This window comes from Flagellimonas amphidinii (assembly GCF_013090115.1).
In the GTDB taxonomy this organism is placed as follows: domain Bacteria; phylum Bacteroidota; class Bacteroidia; order Flavobacteriales; family Flavobacteriaceae; genus Flagellimonas; species Flagellimonas amphidinii.
The window spans coordinates 1-24,468 of the sequence record NZ_JABFNN010000022.1; the positions used below are offsets into that span (position 1 = coordinate 1).

A 24,468-nucleotide genomic window follows, 5' to 3' on the forward strand; every position below is an offset into this window, starting at 1 on the left:
TAAATGACAGATTCCGCGCCAATTTTCATTTTCTCCTTGAGCCCTTTGTTCATGGGGCTTTGCGGAGCAAAAATGTTGTTGTAGCACCGGCTTGCCGTGCTACCCTCTCGCTTTACCCTCTTTAGTTTTGAAATGGTACGGTGTGCTGCTCCGGTTAAAATGGAGCTTAATTGTCATTTTTTTAAGTGATATATCAAAATCTAATGGATTTTCTTTCTCTTAAATGCAATAGGAAAGGCAGTAAATGGGACTATGCATGAGCAACTCCATTGATATATTAATCTTTAAATTCTATGTTTATCCTTGTATTCCCTTACCCATTATTTTCAGTTTGTCTTGCCCTATTCAACTCATTTTGTATTTCTGATTGCCTTCGCTGTTGGGGTTGAACAGTTTGTTTGCCAAAGCGCCATGTGAACGACAAGGTCGCGTAACGGGTATCTCTATAACTTGTAAATGTGTCATCGAGGTTACCAAATTGGGTCCTGCCAGTGGGATACTGGTTCCAAAAAATATCGTTGAGATTGAAACGAAGCGTTCCCTTATCCTTCAATATATTCTTTTGGAAACCAAGTGAAACAGATGAAATGGTTTCGATTTTAGTGATTGTGGCGTAACTAGGGAACAGATGAAAGGCACTTAGTTGTAAGCGATACCCTTTTCCTAAATTGAAATTATGATTGGTATTTATGGTTACCACGGGATTGTTTCGGTCAAAGTTGAATCCATTGATTTCACCATCAAAATCGCTTATCGAAGCATTGAGGTTCCAATTGCTTTCCCACCAGTTCCAAAACCGAAGAGGAAAACTGGCAATAAGTGAGTAGCTTTTCAATTTATCAATGTTGATCGGTTTTACTACAACAACTTCTTCATCACTATTGCGAATGATAGCGTTGTTGAGATTATCAGTGGTATAGCCTATATTTAGGGCGAAGTAGTATCGTCGTTTAAAAGTATAATTAAGTTCCGATACCCAAGTAAATTGGGGTTGAAGAAAGGGGTTCCCCTCCCTAAAGGTGTTGGTGTTCACAAAGGTTCTGAACGGGTTTAATTGCCCATAGCTAGGCCGATCTATACGTCTTCCAAATGAAACACCCAGTGCATTATTCTCATTCAAGGTATAATTGTATGAAGCGGTTGGGAAAAAATTGAGATAATTGTTCTCAAAGACGGTATTCGTGATCACCTGGTTTCCTTTAATAAACGTATTCTCGGCCCTTAAACCCAGTTGGGCGTTCCATTTCTTTTTATTGATGCTGTAGCTGGCATAGGCAGCATATATTGCCTCGTCATATATAAAATGATTGCTCAGATTTTCGTTTGGGATTATAGTGCCATTCCGGTCATTTACGTATTCCAAATCGTTGTCTGAGGTTACCCAGGTATTCTTCCAACCAGTTTCAAATACATTGCCGTTCTTTAGCGGTAATCGATAGTCCAATGTTATACCGGAGAGATTTAAAAATCCGTCCACATCACCCAACAAAATGTCTTGGGCGGTGTTGCCTGTATCGAAAAATTCAAAATCTGAAACAAAGTTTTGGTCAGAACCATTGGTGTATCGGGCATAATCTAAATTAAAATCGAGGCTTGACTTATTCTTAAAACGATGTCTGGCATTCAGGTTGGCTGTAAACTGATTCCAATCCGATTTAATATCGGTAGTGGTCAATTCCTCTGAGATGGGGTTTCTTGAAATATCAAAACCCAAAACGTTACTGGTGGACCTATTTTTTTGCAGGCTTCTCAGTCCTGAGAACAATAGCCCAAAAGTTGTGCGCTCACTGGCGTTGAAATCTATTCCCAATCGTGCATTGTGATTGCTGATGGGTAATTCAAAATCATTCTGTAGGTCATAAAAGGCCATCGGTTGATCACCATCAAGAAAGGTACGATCAATTACAATCTCTTGATAGCGGTTCATATCCGAGAAAGAATACTGTCCAAAAATGTTCAGTTTTTCCGTTCTATGGTTGAAGTCGATACTGTTGTTCCATCTAAAAAACCTTCCATGACCAGGGCTTAAGGTCAAACTGCCATTAGTGCCATAGAGTTTCCCTTTTTTGGTCACGATATTGATAATACCCGCATTGCCTTGGGCTTCGTAGCGCACGGATGGATTTGAGATAATCTCTATTTTCTCAATATTGGATGAAGGAAGACTTCTAAGCAAGTTGGCCAATTGCTCACCCTGTAAACGCGTGTCCTTATTGTCGATATATATTCGTACACCATTTCTTCCGCTCAGTGAAATATTATCATCTTGATCTATGGTGATTCCGGGGGATCTTCCCAATACCTCCAATGTAGTGCTCCCCGTACTGATAATACTGTTCTCAACATTGACAACAAGTTTATCTTGTTCCCTTTGGATGAAAGGCTTTTGTGATACCACTGCAACTTCGTCCAATTGTTCAGCAGCTTCTTCCAAAACAATGCTCCCCATATTTCCCGGACCAATTGAAGTAATCGTTTTGGACTTGAATCCTACGTAGGAGACAGTCAAAAAACAAGCTTGTGGTTCTTTCACCAAAAGGTTGAAGTTTCCACTGTTGTCAGAAATGGCGCCTTTTACCAAAGTGGAATCGGTTTTTAGCTTGGCCACAATATTGGCAAAAGCAATGGCATTGTTGCCTGTGTCGACAACTTTTCCTGTTATGTTTTCTTGGGCATTGCTCCAAAGGCCGATTAAGGAGATAGTCAGTATTAAACTTTTTTTGAACATGGATTTTCGATTGATTTTGAAGGCACCATTGTATTGGACAATGGCCTTATGTTAATTTTTTGATGGATGAACTTAAGTGGGATTCTTTTTAAAAAATTATTTGATTGAGAGTAGTGACAGGTCTAACTACCATTAATAAAAGTCTCTACTATTTCATTAAAAATTTCTGGGTTTTCCCAAAACGGTGCATGGCTTTTGATTGGCAGTACTTTCGAATACTTTATATTTTTATCCAACCATTGTTTTGCCTTGTCATACCAAGACTCCCTGACTAAATACAACAAGGGTATTTTCTCATTCATACTTTTTGCAACATCAGTATAATCGCTAGTCAAACCATCTACATATAGACTCAAAGCAGCATTATTTGGCGTCAACATCATTTGGGCTACCATCCAGTCACGTTCACCTTCATTCATGTTTTTCTGTAGCATCCATTGCACAGTCCCTTTGGCATAACCAGTTCGGTCATTGATTAGGTTCTTTAGGCTTTCCCTATACGCATCAAAAGAACCATACACCCATTCTTTTTCACTGTCTCCGACCCATTTTGGCGGCTCGTCTATAAAAACAATCTTATCTATACCGCCAGTTCCATATTTTTTTACATATTCATACACTGTTGCCGACCCGCTTGACCAACCAATAAGTATAACGTCATCAAGCTGTAGGGCGCTTATGAGGTGATATAGATCGGTTGCATGACCCGCATAAGTGTTTCTTATTTCTGTTTTGGATGATTTTCCATGGCTTCTTGGGTCATAGGAAATGTACCGATGGTCTTTCTTGAAATAATCCTTTTGCTTTGAAAAGAATTGTGATGTCATGGTCCAGCCAGGAATAAAGACAATTGGTTTGCCCTTGCCTGCATCTTCAATATAGATTTTTATACTATCTATACCGATGGTGAGGTATTTGCCTTGACCTTGGACAAACCACACTGAAATGAATAAGAAGAATTGAAGGGTTCTTTTAAGCAAATTCATCAAGAACAATTTTTGGAATGGATTCTTTATAGTTGATTTGCAGGTAATTATGTCCCTTTATCGATTTTGCAAAACCTTCTGGAGTGATTTCGGGCACGTCAGGACCTATCAAAGTAACCACATCGCCAACCTTGACCTCTTTTTGCTTGCCTATGACCACATTACAATGGCTGGCATTTACATTGACTACGGGGTAAAGAGTTCCGTTTATCAATATTTTGGCCCCGTTTTCGGCCGAGCTCGAATACCCGTCAGCCCAGCCTATGGGAACCGTTGCAATCCATTCATCTTGGTTTAGCTCATAAAACCTTGAAAAACCAATTGTGTCTCCTTGTTTTAGTTTTTCAACCCGAATAACTCTCGAGCATAGTCTAAAAGTGGGTTGTAACCTATATTTCTTTGACTGTGGCATATCAAGCAATGGAAAGGAACCATGCAATAAAATGCCCGGACGTACTTGACCCAAATGAGAAGTGGTTAAATCCAATAACGATTGGGATGGGGCAATATGTTTTTTTGCTACAACGATTCCCAATGCCTTTATCCTGCTCAAAAGGGAATTAAAACGCCTCAGTTGCTCTTGGGCAAAATCATAAGGAGTGGTCAATGTTGAAAAAATGCCCGTTACTTCTATGTTGTTGATTTTTACTAGTTCAACCAACCAATCCAAAGGCCTATCATAAGGCATTCCCATGCGTCCCAATCCGGTATCAAAATAGAGCTGTACTCTAATTTTCTCCTTATTGGTCTTGGCAAGTGTCTGAAGTTTGGCAACAGATTCTTTTGAAAAAGCACTTAACATAATTTCTGCCTTTACAAGTTCTCTTCCCAAATGTTCAGAGAAATCCCCCATAAGCAATATGGGCTTTTGTACTCCTTTTTCCCGAAGGGCTAAACAACGGACATCTTTAACCAGTGCATATCCATTTACATGAGGACTGTCATCCAATATCCGAGCAACTTCAATATCCCCTAGACCGTAAGCATTGTTTTTAAGGACAGCCAAAACAGAACTTCCTTGGGCGATAGTCGAAATGGTTTCGGCATTTTTCAGGTAGGCTTTCCTTGAAAGCTCAATCCATGGGTTGATTCCCCTTTTAAAGTCTTTGGTAGAATTTGTGTATGATTCAGCAATAGTATTGCTCGGTAATGTGCCTAGTCCAATGGCTCCAGCCGATGCTTTCTTTAAAAATTTTCTCCGTGAAGGCTTCATGTTATGTTCTTTTAACAAGTCTCCTATACAACTTTAAATCGTAGAACGGTCCTTAATTGTTCATTGTGCACCTTTCTAAAGTCAGAAAGATAGATTTCACGATGTATTTTTGAAGCACGTTTAAGCCCCTGTTTTTTGGTAAAGGATTCCATTTTTTTTAAGCTTTCAAGTTCGTTATCAAAACTACCAACATGCAGCATTTGAACGGCAAGCCCATCAGTAATAGTTTCATATTGCAGCAATGGTAGCAAAGGATTTTTTTTTTTACGCTGTGTCAGTTTAAGCATTTCATCAAATAGGGCTTTGGTAATGAAATCGGGCTGTCGTATCATTAGTTTAAAGACAAGATCATCTTTATTAAAAGTGAAATCTGCTTCGTTTTTGGCACTTTCTTTTATATCCCAGAAACCCTCTAAGGGATATACCGTATAATCGCAATAATCTTTTGGAGGTTTTTGCACCCTTTTCAAGCTCATTTTGATTCTATAGGACAAGCTGTACAATGCACTGATATAATCAGCAAAACTCGGCTCATCTGGGTTGCCCTCTCCTGAAATTGTCACAAAATTAAAAGGGGGTATTTCAATAAGTTCAGGCCATTTCTTTGGCAGGTAATATTTCTTTTCCGATTTACGCCATTCATGCTTTTTCATAGGCTCTATTATTCTATATCTAAATCGGGATATGAGTTGGTGTCACTATAAAAGATGGAATATATGCGCCAACCTATCTTAGGTTCCTTAATGTATTGAATGGTATTGACGCCTCTTACCGTAACCTTATGATCAGCGGATCTAATGGTGAATTCATAAGGGCTATAACGCACAGCTACCCCTCCATAAAAATGGGTGGTTGCATTGAGTTCCTTTTCCTTGAAAGAAACGATTCTGTGTTTTTTAAAATAGGCATTGTTCCCTTCTTCAAATTCAACCACTGGGAATATTTTTGCCTGGACCGTATCGACTGCACCGATTACCGCATTTTTATGGTATATCTCGCTAAGATTGTATACAGGGATTTTACCATTGTCAAATGATATGGCATCGTACATTTTTTTTGTTAGGGCAGCAATAGCCTCTAAATCGATATTTTTATGCTGCGCTTGTCCTAAAAAATGAAATCCCAGCAGCATAACGAAACCAAAAATTGCCCTCATTTGTAAAAATTTAACCATTGGGTAGTTGATACGTTCCTTCTTTTATTTCTTGGATAATTTCACCAAGTCTTTTTTGAAATTGTTCAGGAGCAATGTCAGCTACATCCCTAAGTTCATCGAGTGCCTTTTCTTTTTGCCCTAAAAAATATGAACTAATGCCTTTATTGAGCTTTAAGAACCAAGCATCTGGGTATTTGGATAACATGGCCGAGCTAAAATCGAAGGCCTTTTTGGGCTGCTCTAATTGGAGCATTAAAATGGAAACATTGTTGGCATCCATTGGGTTTGTCACCAAACTCTCTGAACGGTTTAGCACAGCAGTAAGCTCTTCGCTCCTTTGGAGTTTTTTTAGCAATCGCGCCTTCGTAGCCAAATTGGTCAAGTTTTCATCGGCAGCAAAACCATTGTATCCTCCTTTAATAGATCTATCGACCCATTCCAAGGCTTCCTCAAGATTGGTGTCATGGCGTAAACACCACGTCGCGGCATCATTCCAGGCCTGCCAGTGATACGTGTTGAGTCCTCTTAACTCATCCCTAAAACTATTGACCACAGTTGAGTTCAAATCCACAGAAACCCTAAAAGGTATTCGTTTGCCAGCCCATTCCAGCCCTAAGGTCACGGCATTTTCTGCCCAGTCCAAGAACTCATAATCTAACTTTTCCGAAAAAGGACATTCTTTGCCTTGTACATCAACCTCCAAAGTAACATCGCTATCAAGATTCAGGTAATAACTTCCCCAGAGGTTAGCGTTATGTGCAAACAGGAGCTTAAAATTATTGCCGTCTGGGATGATATGAAAACCATATTTTCCTGCCTTCAATGGCTTTCCCTCAATGAACACGTCTGTAGAAAAGAAAATAGTAGTGTTCATATTGGCCCCTGCACGCCATGCAATGGGATCTCCCTTCTGGGGAATCACATCAGGATTGTCCCAAACTGCCCGGTTGTTCACAGACGGACTGCTATAATCAATTGTAATATCAGTAACAGCCAAACGTTGGGTTTCAATCACTTTGTTACTTGTTTTCGGAATTTTCATTGTGTGGAATTGTGCGCTAACCAAGAACGGAGCGCTACATAGTACTATGAAGTATTTTCTTTTAAATCTTTTCATTGTCTTCTTTTTCTGTTATTATTATTGACAACTGGTTTGTGTCATTCTATTTATGGTTGGGAGTTAAAAAGTTGACTATATCTTCCCACCACTAAAATTCACTCTTACAAATTCTGATTCATCGGGAGGTCCTGCTACAATTTGCAGGTAAGGTTGCTCAGAAAAGGTCATGATTATAGATCCAAATGTGAAACCCTGTCCATTTTTTTTGTTTGCCTTGCAAACTGGATGCTTTTTATTATCCTTGGATCGTAGAACTTTTATAAGGGTAGTTTCCGATATTTCTTTTTGAAGAGCCATTCGTTTTTCTATGGCTTGAAACCGGTAATGACTGTCAGTGCGTAGTGATTGGTCCGTGTTTATAAATTCAGGATTATAGACTTCAAACCATGGTTTAAGATCATTGTTGGCCAAGGGATGGTTGGTATGATATACGGTTCCATTTTTGTTGGATGGCTGATATCTCACCACTTTATTTGCCGATGCCTCAAAATCATATATCTCACCTTTTATACCAACAATATAGTTTTGCCCAGACGCGTGTTTTACATTTTTAATAAATTGTAATACTTCTCGTTTTGAGCTTGTATTTATGATCCGCCTTATTACAAAGGCCACCGGTAATCCACTGTTATTGGATTTTAACTGTATCAAAGTGTTTACACATACCCCAACTCCTTTTTCGTTAAGTCCATTTAGGGCAATGAGCCCAGGATGTGTCAAAATCAGTTGTTCCGGCCTTTTTTTGGTGCGTTCCAATCTCATAAGTACTTGATGTCCATCGGTATAATTTTCCAGGTCCATATTTTGAGATAGGTAACCTGGATTTCCATTTTGTGCGGGGACTCCAAGACCACTGCAATGATGGTTGTGTATGTTGTTTACATATACCCAAAACTCATCCAATAAGTTAAGAACGAAAATGTCCCGGAACTTTTGGCCAGACCCATCTGAGATTCCGATAATTTCCTCATACAAGTCAGGGGTCCATTGCCTGATTGCGTTCGTAAAATTTGCGTAATCGAAAAACTCTGAGATTACTTTGTCTGCATTCTTACCCAGTTGTTTACTTGTGTTTTCTTTCCACGCTTTTACAATTGCTTTGATTTCTTCTTTTAACTGTGTTCCATGCTGTAAACCTAGTTTATAACCGGTACCTGAAAAATGGACCCTTTTGAGGACCCTACTGGTTTCTTGAGAAAAAGAACCTGCTGAAAATAGCATTAGGATAATAAGTAAGTTTTTCTTTATAATTCTTGTCATCTATCGACATTTTAAGTTCAAGTGCTGACTATTTTCGTGATATTATAACGAGTGGCATTATAGCCGAAATAAGTGTTCCGATTAGCAGTCCAGAGACAATTCCAAAAATGAGGTAAAAGGTTGGCGTAACTACGGTTTTGATTTTAGCCACCAACATTTCATAGTCTGCACTATTGGAATCAAGACTGACAATTTGGTTTTCTATAGCATTTCTTATCATAAGGTCATCTACATAGATCAAGTATAGATACATAAATAAAGAACCTACTATACTGCCGATAAAGCTTACCAATACTCCAAAAAGAAACCTTGAGCCATAATTCTCATATAGAGCTTTCGATTCAACAAGTCCCCAATAAATCATTAAGATGTAGGGGACATAGCCCAGCCAACCTACCAACTCATTTCCGGAGATACCCAAAAGATTGGTGCATAGGAAATAAGCTATTGAAACTACGCCGAGTAGTGCTCCAAAAATAGTTGCTGCTTTATAGTCCATCTTTTTTAATTGAATTTGTTAGTCCCATACATATTTCCACTGTCCGTCTTTCTGTTTTTTCCAGATTGTAAAATAAATTCCTTTGTATTCCTTTAGAACCCCTTTTTGATCGGGAAGTTTCCAGATATAGTTCCCATAACTATATGCCATGTCCTCGGCCTGGGCGACTTCTATTTTTTGAGGTTTCCAGTCCACACTTGCCATAGAATACATTTGATGGCTGTAGAATTCGAAAATATTGTTCTTTCCTTCAACCAATCGGTTATTACGGTTGATGACAGCATCCACCGCTGCATAATGCGAAAAAGCTTCAGCAATTCCTTTGGTTACCGTCATGTTCCGAAAGGACCTTTCCGTGTCGTAGATTATGGTTTGTATTGAATCCAACATTCCATGATTGATCTTGCTTAAAGGAGCTTCTTGACCACTTACCGTATATGGGAGGATTAAAGAGAAAATGGCTATCACAATGTTTTTCATCTTAAAACTTTATTTGTTTTAACCTAAGTGTTTTAAGGTTAATTACTTGATAAAGGAAAATCAGACCTAGTAAAATACTGGTGATCAAACTACCTTCTATGCCAAATTTTCCACCAGAAATGATGGGTTTAGCATGAAGAGTCGTTTTGAAAATCCAACTCTCTGATGGTGAACCACTATTTGGCAACCCGAATACCACATTTTGGGTAAAATTCCACATCGAATGAAATCCAACAGCAAAACCAAGATTTTTGGTTATGGCAAAATTGAAAGTTGTAAGGGCTCCAAATAGAATTAAATTGATAACACCTAGAACAGTAACGTTTTGATTCGTTCCATGTATAAATCCAAATACTAAGGCAGATACTACAATAGCCAACCAGTTTCTATGGGCATACCATTGGGTGTTGGTTCCAATGCTATTTTTTAAAAAGACAAACAAGAAGGAAGTTGCCAAGATTTCCTCGAACACAGCTCCAGATAAGTAACGAAATGACTTCATCAAATACACTATCCAGAGGTCGTATGCCTTGTAAATAGAATCAGGACTCAAATGGATTACAGACGTGTTGTACTGAATCAAGACAACAACCCCAACCCCCAAAAGACTAATTGTTGCACCATTAATAAATTCAGACCAGGTAGACCATTCTCCCGGTTTCAGACCATATTCTGCCAACGATCTAAAATCCAAATGTTTTGAGTGTAGGTAAAGAGCCGCGAGAACCGCAATACAGGATATTACATTTACCCCCAAGGACAAAAGAAACTCGTTACTTTTAAAAATGGGGACAAACAACTTTATTAGTATAACACCAATAACTTGAAAAAGTAAGATAAAGGACAGTAGCACAAAAATACGCCTCAGTTCACCGTTCTTGTTATATAATATTCTTTTAAACATCATGACATCAATGTTGCATGCAGAATCAGTAAGTTTGAACGCATATCAAAACTTAGGAAGGTATTTTTCTGGTATTGGATTTTCTTCGGTTTCTTGTTGCCAAAAAATATTGATAACCCGCCACCGGTTTCCTTCATTCAGCAGTTGTATGCTGTTTATTCCCCGCATAAAGGGCTCTGTATCTGTTTTGCTATGAAAACATTGGTAAGTACTGAATACATGGGCTATGTTGCCAAATTGCTCCACTTTCCTATTGATTTCCTCCTCATAAAAACCATTTTCAACCAACCACGTTCCTGAGCTTTCACTGTAATATTGTGGGGTTACGTAGCGAGCCCCAATCTTACCCTGTGGATTTTTCCCAGTTGGAACCAGTTTTGCATTCGGGTGGTAAATGTACCGCATCAGGTCCCAATCCCGCGCTGCTCCCTTTTCTCCAGAAATTACCGCATATAGTGCATTTATGGTGTCATCTATTGTCTTTGTGTAGTTGCCATATTTTTCATGATTTTCCTGGGATTGTACACTACAGACATAGATTAGTGCTACAATAAGTTTTAGGTTGATTTTTTTAACATACTTCATCTTGTTCTCATCAGATTTAACTTTTCTTTAGGTAACGCAATAGGTATAACGATACTAACTTTCCAAAAATACTAGGGACGATATTTGAGCCTCTCCCGTTTTCGAAAATCTTTAGATGTTTTCCTTATGAACACACTTTTAATTCTAGCTTTCTTTTCTGGCAATGTTGCTTCCTTGAGCATTTTAGCCGCGCTATATTTTTTCTTGATGAAGAATGCCAATAAGTTGAAAATAAACATCTTGGGATTCTTATTTATTGCTATTGCGCTTCGTGTTTTGAAATCGGTCATCTACTTTTCAGGGAGTATCCCTTATTTGGCGATAGCCATGGGGTATTTAGGGTTGGCAAGTATAGGTCCGTTAATCTGGCTTTATTTTAAATACCACGATGAACCAAAAATCAAAAGAATTGCAAGTCTTGACTATCTAAATTTTATACCGGCTATCGTGGGTAGTATTATTATAGCGTTACCTGTTGAAAATGCACCGGATGTACTTTATAGAGGTGCTACGACGCTTTTATTTATATATATAGGCTTTTCATTTACAAAGTATAAGAACACAACAGATTTTAAATACAATTCATGGGGCGTTTTGTTACTCATTCTCACGGTACTAATGGGGATAATTTTCTTCGTTCAGTTCTATCAGAACACAATGATGGATTACGCTATGGGAACTGTAGCTATTGCGGCTATCTTGTTAGCTCTTGTGGTAACCGCCATAAAAACCAATTTCGTATTCCAAAACCGGAAGTCAGTAAAAAAGCTAAACCCCCAATTGATTCAGGACATAAAGAAAGCTATTGAAATGGACAAGGTTTATAGGAATCCTAAACTTACTTTGGACGAATTTGCCCGAACACTCAACATTCCTTCCTATCTGGTCTCTAGAATCATCAAAAGGGAATACGAAAAGACCTTTCCGGAAACCATCAATTATTTTAGGATAAACGATGCCATAAGAGAACTGGAGGAAAGCACCTTAAAGGAAACTAAAATAGAGAGCATCGCTTATACTGTTGGTTTCAATACTCCTTCCGCTTTTTATTCCGCTTTTAAAAAGGAAACGGGAACCAATCCCACCGAATACCTTAAAAGGAAAAAGCACTTAATGGACAAAGAAAGTATTGAGAATCCTATTATTCCTATATTCCGAAGCGATAGGTTGCTTTGATGATAATCGATCTATTGCTAAGGTCAAAGGATTGAGTGTCATTGTTCTGGTTATAGACCAAAAAAATATCGGACAAGGGGGCGTAACGCCACTGCAACCTTGAAAAGATGCTAAAGTTATCGCTCTGTGTATTGAATTGGACAGTATTTCTCAAAAACAGGTTATTAGTAAAACTCAATGTGCCATTGAACCTTACCAAATGCAAATCCAGGTCCCCAAAGTTTTCTGGCAGCATAATACTGTTGTAGTCGTACGAAAGGCTAAAATTGCCCCAATTACCAAAACGGAAGTTGGTCGAGGCGGCCAAGGTACTGATATTTCCATTGTAAAAGGAACCAAAAGTACCGCCAAGACTATAGGTCAACCTTTTTCTAACATCTGAACTATAGTCAATACTGCCCGTCCAAAAATTATAATGTGTTTCCGGTAGGTTGTCAAATTCACTGCCCAAAAAATTAGTGGGAAATTGAAGGTCCAAACCTCTGCTTGTCATGGACACGGTAAGTGAAGCGGTATTTCTAAAGAGAAGGTCATAGGCCAAATTGTTTTGCCTTTCGAACAATTTGCCGTTGTTGAAGTATTGATAATGCCATGTTCTAAAACCATGCCTTACCAATACCGAATTTTCACCCTTTGGGAAGAAGTTGTACCTAAACCATGGGTTGACCAAGCTGTATCCCTGCCTGATTACCTCTCCAGTATCCGCATTATAATTGAACAACCTTGGCACAAAACCCAAATCAGACCTATAGTCATCATCAATGGTCATGAGTACCCAGCCCGTGCCAAATTTCTTGGATACATACATACCTTCCATTCCTAAAAAGTAACCATTATTAAAATCTTTGGCCGTACTCGCATTATAACTAATGGTATTGGACAAGTTTCCTTTTTCAGAGATATAATTGAACTCGCCCCCAAAGTTTTGGCTATAGTCATCCATGGCCCCATCTCTTGTAACACTTCGGTTAATGAACATGCCCTTTATGGCCGATCGCTTTAAAACCATTTGGTTAAAGGCAGCTACCGTATTATTTTCTGCTGCCACTTCGTTCGATTTTCTTGTCTGGACATTCATTACCCCTAATCGTAAATCATCACCAATATTACCAGTTACTTTTGCCCCAAAAAGGATGGGAATACTGTTCCCATTGTTTAATCCTATCCTTCGTGAGAAAAAAGGACGTAAATCTTCAAACCCAAAATTGGTAAAGATGTCGTTGTTTTCTAAAAAGAACTCCCTTCTCTCTGGAAGCGAAATATCAAAACGGGTAATATTAACCACCTCTTGATCCACATCGGCATTTGAGAAATCAGGGTTTATGGAAATATCGCTATACAAAGATCTGGTAATTGGTATTTTAATATCAATTCCTGCATCTAGGCTCTCATCGTCAACGAAACCTTCCTGCTCCCTCTTTCGGTTTATGTTTGTTATAGCATAAGGTTTAATGAACATGATGTTGTTCTTCACTTTGGGCACCTTTTCCCAAACGAGCGACCCCATATAGTTAACATCGATTCCGTTAAAATTTACAGGAAATAGTGTCCAGGTATAGTAAAAGTTTTCCTTGAGATCTCGGCGGATAAAATTGATGCCCCATTCCAAATTGTTTTCATTGTACCGCAAACTGGTGAACGGAATGGCAAATTCTGCCATCCAATAGTCACCATAATCCTTAACTGCCGAAAACCAACGTTCATCCCAAGTTTCTGAATATAAGGTTTGGGACGATTCAATACCTAAACTACCATCAATTTGGGCACCTCCGGCGTTCACTCCAAACATTACCCCATTTTGTTTGGCATTAATGGGGTCTATGACAATAGTGAACGAATCACTGTTCCATTGAGCATTGTCCGAATCCCTTAATAACGACTGCACTACCCGTTCTCCCCCATCATATAGCTTGGCCATGATATAAAGCATACGATTGTCATAGGCAAGTCTAATCTCTGTTTTGTTCTTAGCCAAACCGACATCACTTGGGTTATGATTGTACAAGGTATCTATTACGGTGTGGGATTGCCATTCTCCCGGCTCCTCAACGCCATCTACCTTTATTTCTTGGCTTGATTGTGTTATATGATACCGATAGTTTAACCGAGTCGAACTATTTTCTTGTGCATAAAAGGTGCAAATGACCAAGAAGAAAACACCGAATAAAAAATTGTTTTTCATGAAATTATTGATTGATGACGATGAATTATTGAAGTAAATATTGCAATTCAACAATCCTAGAGCATCGTGATTTCCGAAATAAAGAGATGAATGCTGAGGTATGGTTGAAGACCCACCAATCCCTGCTAACGTTATAAAGCCCTTCTTTAAGTGGAGCATTCTTTCAAAAAATTACTTAAAATTCACAAAACTTTCCAAAGAAAAAGTTAAAAAATGTTCTTGTTGATAGGGAAAGTCTATTGAATTCGAAAATCAGTAATTCTATTATTATCAATAGTGCTAAACTTAGTCCAAATACTTGAAATTAAAGAGGTTGGACCTCAAAAAAAAGTTGGTTTTTTCTAAAATACATGCAACCCTGACCCTTTCTAAATTGTTTTTAAAGAAAAGTAAATCTTAAAAAACGAAAGAATGAACAATCAAAAAACAATTTTACTCATTGCATTTTTGCTTTTGCAATTCTCGGTGATCTATTCACAAGAAGATGGGGATTACGTCACTTTTAATGACCGTACGAATATAGTACATGGAGTCTATCTTGGTTTGAACACACATCTTGGTGATATTAATGATGAGCCAGCCTATTTTGGAGGCCTTAAACTGGCCTATGTAGCCAATAAACAGTTTGAGGTTGGTCTTGAAGGGATTTTGCTATACTCCCAACAGAGCATACCAAGAGCAATAAATGATGATTTGATTGGTGGGTATGGAGGGCTACATTTGGAACCTATCTTTTTTGGCAATTCACAGGTGAGTCTCTCTTTTCCATTGCTTATTGGGGGAGGAGCTTTAGGATATCTTGGAAATACTTACAGAGAGACCACAAATATTGGTAGACAGCGTGATGATGTAGATGCCATTTTTGTACTCGAACCTGGGGCAAACCTACTCTTTAACGTATCGCGCTACCTGCAACTGGAAGCTGGTGTCAAATATCGGTTTTCAAGCAAGGTTGCCCTGGAATATAGCACTATTGATCGACTTAATGGATTTTCAGCAGGTATTGGAATAAAGCTTGGGGTTTTTAACCTGGGCAGGAACAGGTACAAGAAAAAATTGAGTTGATAATACATCTAAATATAACATTCAAAATATCTAAAATACCATTAACGGAAAAGTCGAAAAATAACAGTGACTATTCATTAGTATAAACTCTATCATCAATCATGAGAAAAAAAACATGTATTCATTTTCTATTACTGGTCATCCCTATAGCGGCAATGGCCAAATCGCCTCTCAAGGAGAGTCGCACAGATGATTTCCCAAACTTTGGGGTTTCATATTTAACTATATCATCAATTGATAAAACAAGTGCCCCATCATTACAAAACAATAATTCAAATAAGGGATCAAAAGGGCATTTACTCAATTTTGAACCAAATAAGGACCCTGAACCCAAAAAACAAACCGCTATTTCAATAGGGTATCTCGGGGAAATGGTTACCCATCCAGGAATAAAAATAGGCCTTTCGTATACTTTGTTGGATTGGAACAAAACAAAAAAGGAAAAAACAATTGTAAAATCTATTTCATTAAACCCCAGTATTGGAACCTATTACCACCGAAGATACCAGACCGGAGTTTTTATACTTCCTGAACTTGCAATCAATAAGGTGAATGAAAAAGGCAATGGGCTCTCCTATGGCGTTGGTGCAGGCTATTTGAGAACCTTTATCCCAAACGCATTTAGCGTTAATGATAATAATGTCGTAAAAAAAGAAAACGTGGGGTATAACTATTTTTTGGGAAGCACTTTTATCTCTTTTGAGAAGAACCTGAAATTCAGCACTCGTAAACCCCTAAAACTTTATATAAAACCACAATTCATGTATGCCCTGCCCAACTTTCCTAAAGGAGTGGGGTATTTAATGATGGAAGTAGGCCTTAAATATACAATCCTATAAAGATGAAACATTTAAAAATCAAGATAGTATTTAGTTCACTCATGACGATTTTCTTATTACAATCATGCAGTGAGGATTTTGAATTTACGGACAATGCCGACACTTTTTTCCATGTAAATATTGATAATACAGTATTGCCTATATGGGTAAGGGGAAATACGGCATCTAACAAAATACTGGTTTACATAAACGGAGGCCCTGGCCTTACCAGTTTGGATCTGGCCAAGTTGGATACTTACAAATGGGGTCAAAATCTGGAAACGGATGTTGCCATTGCCTATTATGACCAAAGGGGTACTGGTAATGCTCAAGGAAATTTTGATGAGTCCTCCATATCCATGAACCAGTATGTAAAGGATTTGAATGCCATTGTAACCGTACTGAAAAACAAATACCCCAATACCCAAGTGTATTTGATGAGCCACAGTTTTGGCTCGGCCATAGCGGTTAATTATTTGCTTGAGGCTGATTTTCAGGATGGCATTTCAGGGTGGATATCCGTTGATGGGGCGTTTAATTTTGATTATGACCTGCAATGGGTGTACCGCAGGGACTTCTTAATCAATATTGCCCTAGAAGAAATCGAAAAGGGAAATAATACTGGCCATTGGAATGAGGCCCTGAATTGGGCAAATGAAAATGACCCCATTTTGGAAAGGGAACAAAAAAATGAATGGGGACGTTTCATGTATAGTACAACAATCAATATCATTCCATCTGAAGAAACCTCATCAGACTTCGGGTCTTATCTAGGTATCGGCTTTTCATCGTCTTACAATGTTTTTCCAGCCTATACTTCCAACAATTTGAACATTGTAAACAATTTACTGAACCAAGATGTAGAAGGCGATAATTACATTCAAGCTGTCTCGGACATAGCTATACCCAGCCTTTTGATATGGGGTAGGTACGATGATTTGATTCCGCCGGAATTAGGAAATGATGTTTACCGTTTTTTGGGAACTCCCGAAGCGGATAAAGAATTGCTCCTATTTGATGGTTCTGGACATGAACCCATGATAAGTAGCCCAGACGAATATGCCACTGAAGTGATACAATTTATAGAAAATTATTAATTCCATCCATCAACCAAATTAAATAGGATATGTATAAGTTCCTTTCAATATTGGCATTGGGCCTAAGTTCGTCTACCAATCCATATAGCCAAAACATGGGGTTCTCAAAAAAGCATCTATTCCAGAATCTAGTTTCAAATACAACCCTCTTAGGGGAGACTTCTATGATATGCTACCCTAAAGTGGTTAACAAGAAGTATTCTTTTTTCGTTTTAGTCATTTTCGGTGGTTTTGTTTTCGGCCAGCAGAAAAATGACCAATGGCTTTCGGAATTTGAGTATTTGAAAGAACAAATGTCTATGGGTTATGCAAACATCGATTATGCCTCTTCCAAAGAGCAAATAAATTTGTTGGAACTGAATAAAGAAACCAAAAAACTATTAGAAGGAGCAAATTCACTTGATGACGCCCAAGATGTCATCATCAAATTCATCGAAAAGTTCAAAGATGCTCATCTACGGGCTACTAAAATAAGAAAAACTGAGCCTGCTAAAAACGAAACTCTTCCCACAAAAAGCAAGTACGGCACAACGGATAGTATCTTCAAAGAATTAAGAGATCTGGGATATACCAAACGAAAGATAAAATATAACTTCAGATATGATTCGGTAGCAGGTTTCCAACCAATTCTTGCAAAGAACAATCCTTTTGACACTTACTTAATTGAAGGTTCAAATAAACGCGTCGGAATACTCAAAATCCATTTTTTTGGATATTGGAGGTACTGGGATGTCGCACTTTCCCTTTGGAAAGATTACCGAGAGCAAAATGGGAAAAATTGTGATGGAGAGTGTGAGTACCAATTCAGCATATTGGTTGAGGAAAAATTAACCGAAAAAATAATCCAACGCGTTAATCAGCTAAAGTCCAAGGGCATCTCTGCGCTGGTTGTGGATGTTTCTGGAAACGGTGGAGGTACCGAGTGGTACGAAGAAGTCGCACGGTTATTTACCCCTCTAGAACTAAATGGCCCAATAAAATCATATGTTAAACACGAGCATTGGAGAAACACCTTTGTTCGTCATTTGGCCTACGTTAAAGAAGACTTGAAAAAAACAAATCTTAGCGAAGGATTAAAGAAACATCTAATAAAGTTTAAAACAGACATTGAAAATTCGATTAAAAGCATTGAAAAGACATGTGAACACAATGTATTTTCAGGTGTAGAGGATCGCCCTTGTCCACTGCTAGAAGAACATAATTATGCTTTCAAGTTACCACCCGAAATTATGACTGCCCAAGAGTTTAATGAGCTTGAGTCAAAGCATATGCTAAGCTCTGCTAGATTCTTACCCTTTAAAAGGGGCTTGTATGTCGGTAAATTATTTCTGGTACAAGACAGGTTATCGGGTTCCGCCACTGAGGGCTTTACATCATTGTTCCAACTGAACAAGGCTGGAACTTTGATTGGGGAAAACACCTATGGCGCCGGCTGCGGATATTCCAATGGGGGAAACAGTATTGAGCTTAAAACACTTCAACTACGCGTTAGGATGCCCGATTGTGTGCGCTATAGAGCAGATGGGAAAAATGAAATTTATGGTATCCCTCCTGATATAAAGCTTGAATGGAAGGAAAATACCAGTAGCTATAAAAAAGGGCAACTTGTAATAGAACATATACTGGACACATTATAATCAATTCAATAAAATCTGGCTCGATTTTTTTCACATACCAACGAACTAGGATAAATCAAGTGTATTAAATAAAACATCTAAACGTAATCTTTTTCCAGACATATTAACAATACATCAATCCAAAACACACAACATATGTACAAGTACATCTCAATATTTACAATGGCTTTATGGGTATCTTCATGTTCCCATAGCAAAAAACAGGTGCTCACTAATGAAGTTCAATATGAGAATCCCTTTCAGGCCATGGATTCCATAGGGGAAATACCTGTAATGTTCTACCCGAATGTGGTCTCCACTGCAATTGATAAGTTCAATACCAGTTTTAGTCCTGACGGAAAAACTATTTACTACACGGCCACCTCGCAAAAACTGGGCATTACTGGCATTGCTTATCAAAAATTTGAAAAAGGTGCATTTTCCCAGCCGGAATTTGTTCCCTTTGTTTCTCATGATGTTCCAATTGCGGATGTGCAGATTTCACCGGACGGTAATCGTCTTTTGTTCTCTACCTACAAAGATTACCATGGCAAACCTAAAGGTTTTAATTTCAACCTCTGGCAATCTATGTTGATAGGTGGGGTATGGCAAGATCCAACCCCTCTTGGCGATCCCATTGATTCTACAGGGAATGAATTCTACCCCGTGCTTACCGCAAGCGGGACCCTCTATTTCAATTCAGATAAAACAGGCAATTCCGATCTCTACTATGCTAAATTTACAAACGGCGCATATGAAGTCCCCACTCCTCTACCAAAAAACATCAATAGTCAGAATAAGGAAGCGGACGCCTTTATAGCCCAAGATGAGTCATTCATGATCTTTGTACGTGTTGATGAACCCGATGGTTTTGGTAATAGTGATCTATACATAAGTTTTAATAAAGGGGAAAACAAGTGGACCGATCCCATTAATATGGGCGAGACCATCAATAGTGATCAAATTGATGGGAGCCCATACGTGACCCCCGATAATAAGTATTTGATCTTTACAACGGGTAGGAAGAACTCTGAAATTAAGGAAGAAGCCATGGAAAGTTATAAAAAGTTCAGATCAGTTTTAGCATCAAGTGATAATGGTTCGTTAAATTTTTATGCAGTAAAATTAAATCTTGAGCGGTATCGGAAATTAACATCGATTAATTAAGGAGAGTAAGGATTTTGACAGTGAATTAGGGTAAGGTGATTTTCTCTATTTCATTATCTTTATCGTACTAAGATACCCATATAATGTTGTTTGCGAAAATCAATTATTGGCGGATATTGGAACCCTTGATACTAGGGGCAACGGCCAATGTGATTATCAATTATATTTTCGACCCAAACAATCCCGACGTTATTCTCAAAGAGTTTTTGGTCGCTTTTTTTTTGCCTTGGCATTAACCGAGACCAACCATTGCATTAATACCTTATTGGAAAAAAGGCATAGTTGGACACACGACTTCAAAAGGCGCTTCGCCTACCATTTGGCCTATTTGACAGTTTCCCTTCTTTTTTTGCTCAATATTCTTGGAAACCTTTACCTATGGGTCATGGGAGATGGTTTCCATACTTGGCATGAGCTATTGATTATTAATTTAAGCGTTTTCTTTATTGCTCTCCTATTGACTACGCTCAAGTGGGGTGTCCATTTCTATCAAAATTGGAAATTAACGGAATCACATCTCAAAGATTCCAACCATAAACTAAGTTATGTAAAGTCAGAAATCGATAAATCGACAAAGCAGATTGATTTAATTCGGGGCAATGCCATTTTCAAAGTTGATATTACCAAAGTCAACTATGCAAAAACGGAACAAGGTGTGGTATGGGTAGTTTATAGTAGTAATAAAAAAGGCGTTTTTATGGGAACACTTCAAAGCTTAAATGAATTACTGCCAAAGCACCTGTTCTTTCAAGCGACACGTAATCAAATTATACATAAAAACATTATTCGTGCTATTTCATCATCTACATATGGAAAGATTGAGGTGCAATTGACAGATAGCATAAGCGATGAAGATATTATAACGGTAAGTAGGCCAAAAGCTGCATCATTTCGCAAGTGGTACCATAGCACTTCGACACCTAATTGATAGCAATTCACTCTTTTAAACCTTGATAGTATTAAAAACATTAAGCAGGGTTGGATTTCTTTGTTTAAAACGAACAGCTATTTTAAATCATGAAATCACTAAAATTACAATTATACGCCTTTGGCTTTCTATTGTTATGCAACAGTCTTTTGCAACCCACTGTTGTCAGGGCGCAGCACCGAAAGTTTGAGAAAATCCAAAAATATATGGATGAAGCCACCAGCGATAAATTGGCCGGGGTGGTAATCTCCATCAGAAGCAAGAAATTCGGGAAATGGATTGGAACATCCGGATATTCCAATTTGGAAAAGAAGACACCTATCGAGAAGGAAACTATTTTTTCATTGGCCAGCATAGGAAAGACCTATACGGCAGTAGCAGTATTACAACTTGTAGAGGCCGGAAAAATTGGATTAGACGATAAAATCAAAAATTATCTGCCCAAAGAAATTATAGATGGTTTTCCCAATGCCGAGAAGGTTACAGTAAGGCATCTATTAGGGCACACCTCAGGGCTATATAACTACAATAGAAATCCAGAATTGAACGAACTTTATTTGTCAGGACAACTTAAATTGGACACTCTTTCCCATATGGATGCCCTAAGGAGATATGCCTATGGCAAAACAGAATATACCAAACCATTGGGGACGTATCGCTATAGCAGTACCAATTACTTGTTGCTTACAATGATTATGGATGCCGTGCTTCCAGAAGGACATGAGGCGTATTTACGAAAAAATGTACTCGCAAAATTTGGGTTCATCAACACATACTACAAACAAACACCTCCGAACAATTTAGTCAATCATTATGGAGACATCAATAAAGATGGAGTTATTGAAAACCTATCGAGAGAGACCATTGAAACCACCAATTGGTATAGTGGCGATGATGGGATTTATGCACCTATTGAGGAAGCTACGGCATTCCTTGAAAAATTGGTAAGAGAAAAGGAGATGTTAAATGAAAAAACTTACAAGCAAATGACCACATGGAACGATGAAAAACATCCCGATTATGGATTGGGGCTCATGGCAGATAAGGGCTTTCCTTATAAATTTTTAATGGGTCATTCTGGCAGGGGTATCGGAATTACGACCGATCTGTATTATTTTCCAGAGCAAGACATGACCGTAGCCATATTTTGCAATACCGGACTTCGTGCCGCATCAAAAGAATTCGGCAGTGCCTACTATAAAATGCGAAATAAGATTATGAAAAGGCTATTTCTGTTTTAATCAAATTACTTACTTCAAATTTAAAGACACCCATTTCACAATTAAAATCATTCCTTTCAATGTTTACCTGAGAATAGCTTCTTTTTTACTTTAAGTAACGTTATACATTGTATTAGTTTTTATTTGATTCGGCCGTTGTGTAGTTGAAATTGACTTTTATGATGGAAAGACCTAAAGATGAACAAAATCTCTCTTATATCAAGTATTTGGATGAACTACCAGAAGTTGAAGATATTCTTATTGAAAGAAATGAACGACATTCTGTACTTGGAGAACCCTGGACCGCACCTTTGGCACCGGCAGTCCTAAATGTAATTTCAATGCCCCTGGTAAACGAATCAGAAAAATACACAAAACCAAACAAGATTTGTATGATGAAAACAATAAGAATTTCTGTAATTACAATTGACTGCAAAGGAATTCAGCTTGACCATTCTGTTTATAAGGAAATCCCAAAGAATGAATTGGTAAAATATAAAACCAAAAAAAGCGAGAGAGTCAAGATTCATTAGTACTAACACAATACCTTTACCTAATTTTAAAATTGAATATTTGATGAAATGCATACAGCCAAATTATAAGGAGTTCAATTCCAACTGATAGGAATCAAGTATGTTGCTTGGCAATGACTTCAGATAGATTTGAGTTGTACTAAGTTTATTGTGACCCATCATTGCAGATATGGCTTCCAAAGGGACTTTTTTGAACATAGCATGAGTTGCAAAACTATGTCTTGAAACATAAGAAGTCAAACGTTCTTCAATCCCACATTTTTTTTGCAATCTCTTTCAGACCAATGTTGTAGCGTCTAAGCTCCCATTGGGCATCTTTGTACTGTAATTCCAAAGTGCCCCGATAGATTATAGGCAATAAAAAACCAGAGGGGTTGGGATTGCCTAGATAATAATCGATGATTGGTTCAATCTGATTCGTTATAATTATATCATATCGTTTTCCTGTTTTTCGTCTTTGAAATTTGACACGGCCATCAATAATATTTTCTCTTTTTAGAAATGCCATATCAATATGCAGAGATGTCTGATAATCGATATCTAAGTTTATTTTTTGTGTCAACCAATGAAAATGCATTAATGTCAATTTGATTGTCAATTGGTTTTATTTTACACCTGTCCATTACTCTTTTTGCATTCTTGTCTGTTATAGTTGTATGCGCCCTCGCATTAAAAGTTTTGGATACTTTTTTTGATTTCACAATTTCAACATTTGGTTGCTCGGTTTTTTGGTTATTTGGTTCCTGAGAGATTATTTAGGTTAATGGACAAACAACAAAGGATAATCAACATTTTTTTCATTCAACTACTTTTAAGAGGTTAAGACTGCAGAAAACTTGTTTGTATGGATGCGGTCTTCATCCCCATTCTTACAAATCAATGTAACCGAACCCCCGTCCATCCAAGCTTGAAGTTCAAGAATTATTGTTTTCGATGTTAAGTTTATCTTCAATGAAATTATCTTATTTACAATTTAAAGAAATGGTTTATCTAGACTTTGGCACCACCCAAACTTTGTTAGTATTTGTATTTAATTCTTGATAAATGTCTCAACATGGGAGTTCTTTGGCCGCCCATCTTTATATTGATTTTCAGTTGATATAATAAGCTTACCATCTACTATTTTTAGGGTTTGAAATCTTTCCACAAATTCATTTTCCCAAATGACCCTCAGATTCTCTGTGTCTCGACTAATTTCATTTGAGGAAGTTTCTCCCCAATTTAAAAGTGTACGGGAAAAAGAAACTTATTACAGGGGAAAATATGCTCTAGATGATAAGTTTAAATAAACGGTCCTATCCATATATGGTGAACTTTACCTAAATCTAAACTTAATTCATCACAAACTTTCTTTCCACAGATAGATTATCTTTAGTTACCATTGAACTGAAAATATTTGATTACATTTATGTTCAAATAAGTTCATTTAAAACCCAAGCGCAATCCTGTTGGCAATTAGGTGCGCACGGAGAAAAAATAAAATTATAACTTTTTGAATATCAAATAGATAAATCATAAGTTGTGACCCTGCCGCGGTCACTCAGGATTTTTATCTTAATTCAAAAAGTCTGTAAATCAATGATTCACAGACTTTTTCATTTTGATCCAATCTATTTGATTTCATATAAAATCATACGATTCGGTGCCCTCTTTTTCATAATTCGTAAAAAGAATATCCGATGTGTGTTAAAGAACCGGAGCGTGAGTTTTTAAACAAAAAGTTATTTGAAATTAA

General features: G+C 37.7%; 23 protein-coding genes. 9 read left to right on the plus strand and 14 right to left on the minus strand.

All coding sequences use genetic code 11. The features are described from left to right. Positions 1-313: 313 nt before the first annotated feature. The 11 genes from HJC33_RS02495 to HJC33_RS02545 form a co-directional block, all read right to left on the minus strand. Positions 314-2,728 (minus strand): TonB-dependent receptor, encoded by a 2,415-nt coding sequence (locus tag HJC33_RS02495; RefSeq protein ID WP_171657218.1) that lies wholly within the window; start codon positions 2,726-2,728, stop codon positions 314-316. A gap of 122 nt (positions 2,729-2,850) precedes the next feature. Further along, positions 2,851-3,714, minus strand: coding sequence for an alpha/beta fold hydrolase (locus tag HJC33_RS02500; RefSeq protein ID WP_171657219.1), 864 nt, complete (start codon positions 3,712-3,714; stop codon positions 2,851-2,853). Next, positions 3,701-4,927: an alanine racemase gene (alr, locus tag HJC33_RS02505; RefSeq protein ID WP_171657239.1), complete on the minus strand. Its 1,227-nt coding sequence runs from the start codon at positions 4,925-4,927 to the stop codon at positions 3,701-3,703. Before alr ends, HJC33_RS02500 begins: the two co-directional genes overlap by 14 nt. A gap of 23 nt (positions 4,928-4,950) precedes the next feature. Continuing rightward, the gene (locus tag HJC33_RS02510) at positions 4,951-5,580 is read right to left on the minus strand and encodes a GyrI-like domain-containing protein (RefSeq protein WP_171657220.1); all 630 of its coding nucleotides are present in this window, start codon (positions 5,578-5,580) and stop codon (positions 4,951-4,953) included. Positions 5,581-5,588: 8 nt separating this feature from the next. Next, on the minus strand, positions 5,589-6,083 hold the full coding sequence (locus HJC33_RS02515) for a hypothetical protein (RefSeq protein WP_171657221.1): 495 nt from the start codon (positions 6,081-6,083) through the stop codon (positions 5,589-5,591). 10 nt (positions 6,084-6,093) lie between these two features. Next, positions 6,094-7,125, minus strand: coding sequence for a DUF2911 domain-containing protein (locus HJC33_RS02520; RefSeq protein WP_171657222.1), 1,032 nt, complete (start codon positions 7,123-7,125; stop codon positions 6,094-6,096). Between the two features lie 150 nt (positions 7,126-7,275). After that, the gene (locus HJC33_RS02525; RefSeq protein WP_171657223.1) at positions 7,276-8,463 is read right to left on the minus strand and encodes a C45 family autoproteolytic acyltransferase/hydolase; all 1,188 of its coding nucleotides are present in this window, start codon (positions 8,461-8,463) and stop codon (positions 7,276-7,278) included. A gap of 28 nt (positions 8,464-8,491) precedes the next feature. Further along, positions 8,492-8,962, minus strand: a complete 471-nt coding sequence (locus tag HJC33_RS02530) for a DUF4199 domain-containing protein (protein ID WP_171657224.1) — start codon at positions 8,960-8,962, stop codon at positions 8,492-8,494. Between the two features lie 18 nt (positions 8,963-8,980). Continuing rightward, positions 8,981-9,442, minus strand: coding sequence for a YybH family protein (locus HJC33_RS02535; RefSeq protein WP_171657225.1), 462 nt, complete (start codon positions 9,440-9,442; stop codon positions 8,981-8,983). A gap of 1 nt (position 9,443) precedes the next feature. Continuing rightward, on the minus strand, positions 9,444-10,136 hold the full coding sequence (locus tag HJC33_RS02540; RefSeq protein ID WP_171657226.1) for a CPBP family intramembrane glutamic endopeptidase: 693 nt from the start codon (positions 10,134-10,136) through the stop codon (positions 9,444-9,446). Between the two features lie 255 nt (positions 10,137-10,391). Next, complete coding sequence (locus tag HJC33_RS02545; RefSeq protein ID WP_171657227.1) at positions 10,392-10,931, minus strand: hypothetical protein; 540 nt, start codon at positions 10,929-10,931, stop codon at positions 10,392-10,394. 126 nt (positions 10,932-11,057) lie between these two features. Between HJC33_RS02545 and HJC33_RS02550 the strand changes: the two genes are divergently transcribed. Then, positions 11,058-12,107, plus strand: a complete 1,050-nt coding sequence (locus tag HJC33_RS02550) for a helix-turn-helix domain-containing protein (RefSeq protein WP_171657228.1) — start codon at positions 11,058-11,060, stop codon at positions 12,105-12,107. Here HJC33_RS02550 and HJC33_RS02555 read toward each other — a convergent pair. Next, on the minus strand, positions 12,079-14,289 hold the full coding sequence (locus tag HJC33_RS02555; protein ID WP_171657229.1) for a DUF5916 domain-containing protein: 2,211 nt from the start codon (positions 14,287-14,289) through the stop codon (positions 12,079-12,081). The two genes, HJC33_RS02550 and HJC33_RS02555, sit on opposite strands and share 29 nt — an antisense overlap. A 411-nt stretch (positions 14,290-14,700) precedes the next feature. Here HJC33_RS02555 and HJC33_RS02560 point away from each other — a divergent pair, with 411 nt between their 5' ends. The 8 genes from HJC33_RS02560 (at position 14,701) to HJC33_RS02595 (ending at position 22,733) form a co-directional block, all read left to right on the plus strand. Further along, positions 14,701-15,354 (plus strand): hypothetical protein, encoded by a 654-nt coding sequence (locus tag HJC33_RS02560; RefSeq protein ID WP_171657230.1) that lies wholly within the window; start codon positions 14,701-14,703, stop codon positions 15,352-15,354. A gap of 101 nt (positions 15,355-15,455) precedes the next feature. Beyond that, a complete protein-coding gene (locus HJC33_RS02565) occupies positions 15,456-16,193 on the plus strand; it encodes a hypothetical protein (protein WP_171657231.1) in 738 nt (245 codons plus the stop codon). Between the two features lie 2 nt (positions 16,194-16,195). Further along, the gene (locus HJC33_RS02570; protein WP_171657232.1) at positions 16,196-17,269 is read left to right on the plus strand and encodes an alpha/beta fold hydrolase; all 1,074 of its coding nucleotides are present in this window, start codon (positions 16,196-16,198) and stop codon (positions 17,267-17,269) included. Between the two features lie 29 nt (positions 17,270-17,298). Then, the gene (locus tag HJC33_RS02575; RefSeq protein ID WP_171657233.1) at positions 17,299-18,906 is read left to right on the plus strand and encodes a S41 family peptidase; all 1,608 of its coding nucleotides are present in this window, start codon (positions 17,299-17,301) and stop codon (positions 18,904-18,906) included. 135 nt (positions 18,907-19,041) lie between these two features. Further along, the gene (locus HJC33_RS02580; protein ID WP_171657234.1) at positions 19,042-20,052 is read left to right on the plus strand and encodes a TolB-like translocation protein; all 1,011 of its coding nucleotides are present in this window, start codon (positions 19,042-19,044) and stop codon (positions 20,050-20,052) included. Between the two features lie 106 nt (positions 20,053-20,158). Continuing rightward, positions 20,159-20,980: a LytTR family DNA-binding domain-containing protein gene (locus tag HJC33_RS02585; RefSeq protein WP_171657235.1), complete on the plus strand. Its 822-nt coding sequence runs from the start codon at positions 20,159-20,161 to the stop codon at positions 20,978-20,980. 89 nt (positions 20,981-21,069) lie between these two features. Then, a complete protein-coding gene (locus HJC33_RS02590; RefSeq protein WP_171657236.1) occupies positions 21,070-22,221 on the plus strand; it encodes a serine hydrolase domain-containing protein in 1,152 nt (383 codons plus the stop codon). 158 nt (positions 22,222-22,379) lie between these two features. Beyond that, complete coding sequence (locus tag HJC33_RS02595; RefSeq protein ID WP_171657237.1) at positions 22,380-22,733, plus strand: hypothetical protein; 354 nt, start codon at positions 22,380-22,382, stop codon at positions 22,731-22,733. A gap of 63 nt (positions 22,734-22,796) precedes the next feature. Here the strand turns inward: HJC33_RS02595 and HJC33_RS17490 are convergent, their stop codons facing one another. Both HJC33_RS17490 and HJC33_RS02605 read right to left on the minus strand, forming a co-directional pair. Next, on the minus strand, positions 22,797-23,003 hold the full coding sequence (locus HJC33_RS17490; RefSeq protein ID WP_417936519.1) for a tyrosine-type recombinase/integrase: 207 nt from the start codon (positions 23,001-23,003) through the stop codon (positions 22,797-22,799). Continuing rightward, the gene (locus HJC33_RS02605; protein WP_171657238.1) at positions 22,981-23,310 is read right to left on the minus strand and encodes a site-specific integrase; all 330 of its coding nucleotides are present in this window, start codon (positions 23,308-23,310) and stop codon (positions 22,981-22,983) included. Before HJC33_RS02605 ends, HJC33_RS17490 begins: the two co-directional genes overlap by 23 nt. Positions 23,311-24,468 lie beyond the last annotated feature (1,158 nt).

Coding starts and splice junctions, on each gene's coding strand:
- HJC33_RS02495 (WP_171657218.1), bottom strand. CDS start 2,728: ATGTTCAAAAAAAGTTTAATACTGACTATCTCCTTAATCGGCCTTTGG.
- HJC33_RS02500 (WP_171657219.1), bottom strand. CDS start 3,714: ATGAATTTGCTTAAAAGAACCCTTCAATTCTTCTTATTCATTTCAGTG.
- alr (WP_171657239.1), bottom strand. CDS start 4,927: ATGAAGCCTTCACGGAGAAAATTTTTAAAGAAAGCATCGGCTGGAGCC.
- HJC33_RS02510 (WP_171657220.1), bottom strand. CDS start 5,580: ATGAAAAAGCATGAATGGCGTAAATCGGAAAAGAAATATTACCTGCCA.
- HJC33_RS02515 (WP_171657221.1), bottom strand. CDS start 6,083: ATGAGGGCAATTTTTGGTTTCGTTATGCTGCTGGGATTTCATTTTTTA.
- HJC33_RS02520 (WP_171657222.1), bottom strand. CDS start 7,125: ATGAAAATTCCGAAAACAAGTAACAAAGTGATTGAAACCCAACGTTTG.
- HJC33_RS02525 (WP_171657223.1), bottom strand. CDS start 8,463: ATGACAAGAATTATAAAGAAAAACTTACTTATTATCCTAATGCTATTT.
- HJC33_RS02530 (WP_171657224.1), bottom strand. CDS start 8,962: ATGGACTATAAAGCAGCAACTATTTTTGGAGCACTACTCGGCGTAGTT.
- HJC33_RS02535 (WP_171657225.1), bottom strand. CDS start 9,442: ATGAAAAACATTGTGATAGCCATTTTCTCTTTAATCCTCCCATATACG.
- HJC33_RS02545 (WP_171657227.1), bottom strand. CDS start 10,931: ATGAAGTATGTTAAAAAAATCAACCTAAAACTTATTGTAGCACTAATC.
- HJC33_RS02550 (WP_171657228.1), top strand. CDS start 11,058: ATGAACACACTTTTAATTCTAGCTTTCTTTTCTGGCAATGTTGCTTCC.
- HJC33_RS02555 (WP_171657229.1), bottom strand. CDS start 14,289: ATGAAAAACAATTTTTTATTCGGTGTTTTCTTCTTGGTCATTTGCACC.
- HJC33_RS02560 (WP_171657230.1), top strand. CDS start 14,701: ATGAACAATCAAAAAACAATTTTACTCATTGCATTTTTGCTTTTGCAA.
- HJC33_RS02565 (WP_171657231.1), top strand. CDS start 15,456: ATGAGAAAAAAAACATGTATTCATTTTCTATTACTGGTCATCCCTATA.
- HJC33_RS02570 (WP_171657232.1), top strand. CDS start 16,196: ATGAAACATTTAAAAATCAAGATAGTATTTAGTTCACTCATGACGATT.
- HJC33_RS02575 (WP_171657233.1), top strand. CDS start 17,299: ATGTATAAGTTCCTTTCAATATTGGCATTGGGCCTAAGTTCGTCTACC.
- HJC33_RS02580 (WP_171657234.1), top strand. CDS start 19,042: ATGTACAAGTACATCTCAATATTTACAATGGCTTTATGGGTATCTTCA.
- HJC33_RS02590 (WP_171657236.1), top strand. CDS start 21,070: ATGAAATCACTAAAATTACAATTATACGCCTTTGGCTTTCTATTGTTA.
- HJC33_RS02595 (WP_171657237.1), top strand. CDS start 22,380: ATGATGGAAAGACCTAAAGATGAACAAAATCTCTCTTATATCAAGTAT.
- HJC33_RS02605 (WP_171657238.1), bottom strand. CDS start 23,310: ATGCATTTTCATTGGTTGACACAAAAAATAAACTTAGATATCGATTAT.